This is a genomic window from Thomasclavelia saccharogumia DSM 17460 (assembly GCF_000686665.1).
GTDB lineage: Bacteria > Bacillota_I > Bacilli_A > Erysipelotrichales > Coprobacillaceae > Thomasclavelia > Thomasclavelia saccharogumia.
The window spans coordinates 38,476-43,864 of sequence record NZ_JMLH01000021.1 but is presented as its reverse complement, the minus strand read 5'-3'; the positions used below and the strand labels follow the sequence as shown (position 1 = coordinate 43,864).

Annotated in this window: 5 protein-coding genes; 2 read left to right on the top strand and 3 right to left on the bottom strand. The window is 28.7% G+C overall.

The genetic code is table 11. The features are described 5' to 3' along the window. Window positions 1–64 precede the first annotated feature (64 nt). On the bottom strand, window positions 65–1,192 hold the full coding sequence (locus BR82_RS0106505) for a site-specific integrase (protein WP_027089528.1): 1,128 nt from the start codon (window positions 1,190–1,192) through the stop codon (window positions 65–67). Window positions 1,193–1,620: 428 nt separating this feature from the next. Between BR82_RS0106505 and BR82_RS0106500 the strand changes: the two genes are divergently transcribed. Then, the gene (locus tag BR82_RS0106500; RefSeq protein WP_027089527.1) at window positions 1,621–2,889 is read left to right on the top strand and encodes an aspartate aminotransferase type Ic; all 1,269 of its coding nucleotides are present in this window, start codon (window positions 1,621–1,623) and stop codon (window positions 2,887–2,889) included. Between the two features lie 80 nt (window positions 2,890–2,969). Here the strand turns inward: BR82_RS0106500 and BR82_RS15315 are convergent, their stop codons facing one another. Together BR82_RS15315 and BR82_RS0106490 are read right to left on the bottom strand one after the other, a co-directional pair. Further along, window positions 2,970–4,004, bottom strand: coding sequence for a PD-(D/E)XK nuclease family transposase (locus tag BR82_RS15315; protein ID WP_027089526.1), 1,035 nt, complete (start codon window positions 4,002–4,004; stop codon window positions 2,970–2,972). A gap of 167 nt (window positions 4,005–4,171) precedes the next feature. Beyond that, window positions 4,172–4,576: a hypothetical protein gene (locus BR82_RS0106490; RefSeq protein WP_147590219.1), complete on the bottom strand. Its 405-nt coding sequence runs from the start codon at window positions 4,574–4,576 to the stop codon at window positions 4,172–4,174. 133 nt (window positions 4,577–4,709) lie between these two features. Between BR82_RS0106490 and BR82_RS16720 the strand changes: the two genes are divergently transcribed. Continuing rightward, window positions 4,710–5,389, top strand: a 680-nt coding sequence (locus tag BR82_RS16720; protein ID WP_187116145.1) for a site-specific integrase, incomplete at its 3' end; no start/stop codon positions are given.

Below are 5,389 nucleotides of genomic sequence, written 5' to 3'. Positions count from 1 at the left end.
TAAAGTACTCTACGACATATTAAAAAAGTGCTGTTAAATAAGCACTTTTTTTAATTGACCAAAATTAATGACAAGAAATATTTTGATTTGAAAACTTATTGATCCAATTTTTTTTCAAAGTAAATGACGAATGAACATAACGATCTAAAGTAATTTGAGACCCACTATGACCTAAAATTTCACTAAGACATTTAATTTCAAATCCTTCTTCAATACACATAGTAGCAAAAGTATGTCTCAACATATGAAAATTAGCTTTACTAATTCCTGCTGCTTTAATATATTTAGAGAATTTTCTTTCTAATAATCTTGGTTCAATGAATTTATCTGATTGGCCAGTTAATAAATAACATTCATCATTTGTTTTGAATTTATTGAATAAAGGTAAAAGGTTTTCAGGAATTGGAATCTTTCGATGAGATGTTGAGCTTTTAGGTGATTCTTCGATTATTATTGTTTTAGGACTATTACTATTTAAATTTCTTATACGCTGCATAGTTTTTTCAATAAAAATATAATTTTCTTCTAAATTAATGTTTTTCCATTTTAATGCACATAATTCTCCAATTCTTAAACCTGTTGCCATAGCAATTAATACACCAAATTTACAATCATCAATGTTTTCTAATAATACGTTATTTAAATTAATAAATTGTTCTTTAGTTAAAACATAGTTTTCTTTTTTAGGTATTTTAGGATATATTATTTGAATATTTAGATTTATATTATGATCTGATTCAATATATTTAATAATTATTTTTAGTAATAATAAAATATCTTTTACTGTTTTAGGGGATAAGGGTTTCCCATTTTTTCCTTCTTCTAATAATTTAGTTGTAAATTGTTCAATTACTTTATTATCAAGATTTCTTATTTTGATATTATCAAAATAAGGTAATAAATAGTTATTGATAGTATTATAGTATTTAGCATGAGTTGAGGGCTTAAATCTAATTTTGTTAAGTTCTAACCAACTATTTATAAAATAACCAACAGTTTCATCATTTATAATGTTAACAGTTTCTTTACCTAATAATTTACATATTTCTTTTCTCTTTGTTTTCACTTGAGTATAAGTACTAGCATAAACACTGCCATATTTTTTGTGATTATCAACAGTAATTTCTTTTACATAACGTGCTTCCCATCTACCATCTTTTCTTTTAAAGATATTTTCTCCTCTTCTAGGCATATACAAACTCCTTTCTTTTTTCTTTTGACCAAAAAATTGACTAGAAATAGCAATAAAAACTTTTGTTTATACTAAATATTTAATAGATTTTTATTCCATATCCCTTTGGAAATAATTTTTTAACAATTTTATCTATCTTTTTTTGTCAAATAATGATAAAATGCGTGTGTAACTATGAAAAAAATATGTTCGTAGAGTACTTTACTCTAAGACTTTTATTATTATTCACATCATTCATATCATCTAAACAAAATTAATTATAAACAATAATATAATAAAAACTCTATTAAACAGAATCAACTTCAATTTAATAGAGTTTTTTTAAACACAACCTTAAAAATCCACAATAAATTTACCTAAATAATCTTGAAAAAATACCATATAATGATAAAATAATTCAGTCAATATAACAATAGGGGGGAAGATCAGTGAAACCATTTACAAAAATGAACAAAAATGAGCTATTAGACTTAAAAAAAATATTAGATCAACGATATCAAGACTTCAAATCTCAAAATTTAAAGCTTGATATGTCACGTGGTAAACCTTGTAAAGAACAATTAGACTTATCAATGTCTATTTTGGATATGAAAGATTATTATTCTATCGATGATATTGATTGTCGTAATTATGGGGTATTAGAAGGATTACCATCATTACGCAAGTTATTTGCACAATTATTAGATGTAAATGAAAATAATGTGATTATTGGAGGAACATCTAGTCTTACTTTAATGTATGACTATATTGCTCAAGCTATGCTATTTGGAGTTTGTGGCAGTAAACCATGGTCAAAATATGATAAAATAAAATTTTTATGTCCTGTACCTGGTTATGATCGCCATTTTGCTTTTTGTGAGTATTTTGGTATTGAAATGATTAATGTACCAATGACTAATGAAGGTCCTGACATCAATATAATCAATGAATTAATCAAAGATGATAGTGTTAAAGGAATGTTTTGTGTTCCAAAATATTCTAATCCACAAGGAATAACTTATAGTGATACAGTCGTTAAAGCCTTAGCTGCTTTAAAACCAGCTGCCAACGACTTTAGAATTATTTATGATAATGCTTATTGTGTTCATGATCTAAATGAACCTGGGGATACACTTTTAAATATTTTTAATGAACTACCACTTCATAATAATGAAGATCTAGTCATTATGGTTGCTTCTACATCAAAAATAACATTTGCTGGAGGGGGCGTTTCTTGCCTTGTAGCAAGCGATAATAATATTTCAGATATAAAAAAGCGATTATCTTATCAATCAATCTCACAAGACAAAATGAATCAATTACGTCATCTCAAATTTTTTAATGACATAAACAGTATTAAAGTTCACATGAAAAAACAAGCTGCAATTTTAAAACCTAAATTTGATTGCGTAATAAATCATTTAAATAATGAATTAGCAGGTAAAGAAATTGCTTCATGGCATGAACCTAATGGCGGTTATTTTATCAGTCTTGATGTTATGCCTGGCTGTGCTAAAAGAGTTGGTCAATTATGCAAAGAAGCGGGAGTTGTTTTAACAACTATTGGTGCAACATTTCCATATGGAAAAGATCCTCAAGATTCTAACATTAGAATAGCACCTTCTTTTCCAACCATTGATGAATTATCCCAAGCTGCAACATTATTATGTATTTGTGTACAAATAGCTGCAATCGAACAATTAACAACAAACAACTAAAAAACAAGAGATTTCAAGAGCTGCTGTATTTTCAGCAAAACAAGAAATCTCTTTTTCATATTTACTCTAAAATAATTTTCCTAATAAATATTATCTACTCTTTGTTTAAATACTTCAAAATCATTTTCTTCAAATATATATTCATATATTAATTCTAATTGCTTTTCACTCAATCCTTCTATCCATTCCTGACAATCTTGATGATACTGCTTTTTGATCATTTTAATACATGTTTGTTTAAGAGTTTCTTTTTTCCCTATCTCAACTCCTTCTTCACGGCCAATTTCAATACCCTGCTCAACTCCTCGCTCAATTCCTTGAGCAATACCTTGTTCAATGCCCTGCTCAATACCTTGTTTGATTCCCTCTTCGATTCTTTTAGCAGTCTTTTCTTCACGTTCCATCTCTAACGATTCGGTTCTAAGCTTCGCTAACGCTAACTGATTTGCTAATGACCATATCGGCTCATTACTTCTAAACTTGTCATACATCTTTATCACCATCTCCACGATATCTTCTTCTCTTTCCTTCATTATAGCAGTGTATTCATTTTTTATAAACAAATAACATAATCTTTCTAGATCATTTAATCCTGCGATTCCTTTTTCTTTGATGATCTTATCGATATGTCTCATCTTGATAAAATAACGGTAATTAAGATTACTTTTTTCTACCTCTCCCTGGTCATCTCGAAACGCATATTCTTTGATCAAACGATCATCATCTTCATTGATAAAGATGATTTGATATACCGGTCTTAACTGATGATATTTTTCACCAGTATCGATCTGTTCTACTAACAGTCTGGCACCATAGAATTGAAAGCGGGTACTTTCGCTATTACTGTTGCCTGCCATCTGCATTTCGATATCAATGATTCGACCTTTTTCATCAACCGCACAGATATCGAGGATGATGTTTTTAGCGAGGACCGTATTTTGATTGATTTCAGGATTTTTAACGATCATCTGCTGACAGTCAAGACCAGTGACAGATTTAACGATAAACTTTCTTATTTTTTTAGATTCAAAAGTATCTCTAGAGAGCAGATATTTAAAGAACAGGTCATTACTAAAGCTGACATTATTTTGGATAATAGTTTTTTCATGAATCATATTTTTTCCTCCTCATTATCTTTTACAATCTAAAAAGGAAAATTACTTTTATAAATTAAAAAAATATTCAAATTATAATATAAATAGACAAAACATCAATAAAATCTGTTTTGTCTATTTACTATCTAAAAAATAATATGAGTATTATATCAATTTTCTTTTCAACACTAATATTTGTCAGCTTCTATTCTTCGCTTAAACACCGCAAAATCCTCTTCTTCAAATATATACTTATAAATCAATTCTATTTGTCTTTCGCTCAAACTTTCTACCCATTTACTACAATCTTTTTGATATCTTCCCTTAAGTAATTCAATACAATTATTCCTGTTTCTTTTAATTTCCTCCTCTTTTTCCTGTTTACGGCCAATTTCAATACCTTGTTCAATGCCTTGTTTAATTCCTTCTTCGATTCTTTTAGCCGTCTTTTCTTCACGCTCCATCTCTAATGATTCAGTTCTAAGCTTCGCTAAGGCTAACTGATTCGCTAATGACCATATCGGCTCATTACTTCTAAACTTGTCATACATCTTTATCACCATCTCCACGATATCTTCTTCTCTTTCTTTCATTGTACTAAAACGCTACGCGTTAGTTCAATTCTTTCTTTATATTTTCTATATTTTTTTGTTTGCCATCTTTCTTATGATGGCTTTTTTTATTTATAATTTAGTTGTCATTTTATACAGAAAGGACTGATTAACTATGAATACTAAATCTATAAATGACAAAATTGCACAATATCCTATTTTAACCGATGTTAAAAATGAACTTCTTATCAGAAATCTTTCTCAAAGAACTATCATCAACTATATGGATGGTATAGCTCGCTTTTTTGACTTCATTGAATATGATAATGAATTTGAAATCTCTGAAGATCACTTTAGAAACTATCTTCTTCATCTTCATTCATCTCATTTATCTATGATTACCATTAACACCTACAACTCCTTTATTCGTTTCCTTTTTTCCGCTGTATTAAACAAACCATTTAATATCTACAGAGTACCAAAAGCCAAAACCATTTCCAAGGATATTGATTTTCTTTTCGATAATCAGATTGCCGAACTCTTTCGTGTCTCTTATTCCGACTCTAGAATTGACTGTATAATCAAGCTCGGTATATGTTGTGGCTTAAGAATTGATGAAATTGTCTCTTTAAAAGTTTCTGACATCAACACAAAGAACACAAATAATATGACTGTTTATGTTCGCAACTCCAAACGAAATAAATCCCGTTACATTTCTTTGGACAACACTGTTTATCGTGCTATACAACGCTATGCAAAAGAATACAGAATTAAGCCTGGTACCGACAACTATTTCTTTACCTTCTCAAAGAAAGGTAAATCAAACAACGAAACTGTAAGATATCATTTCAATAA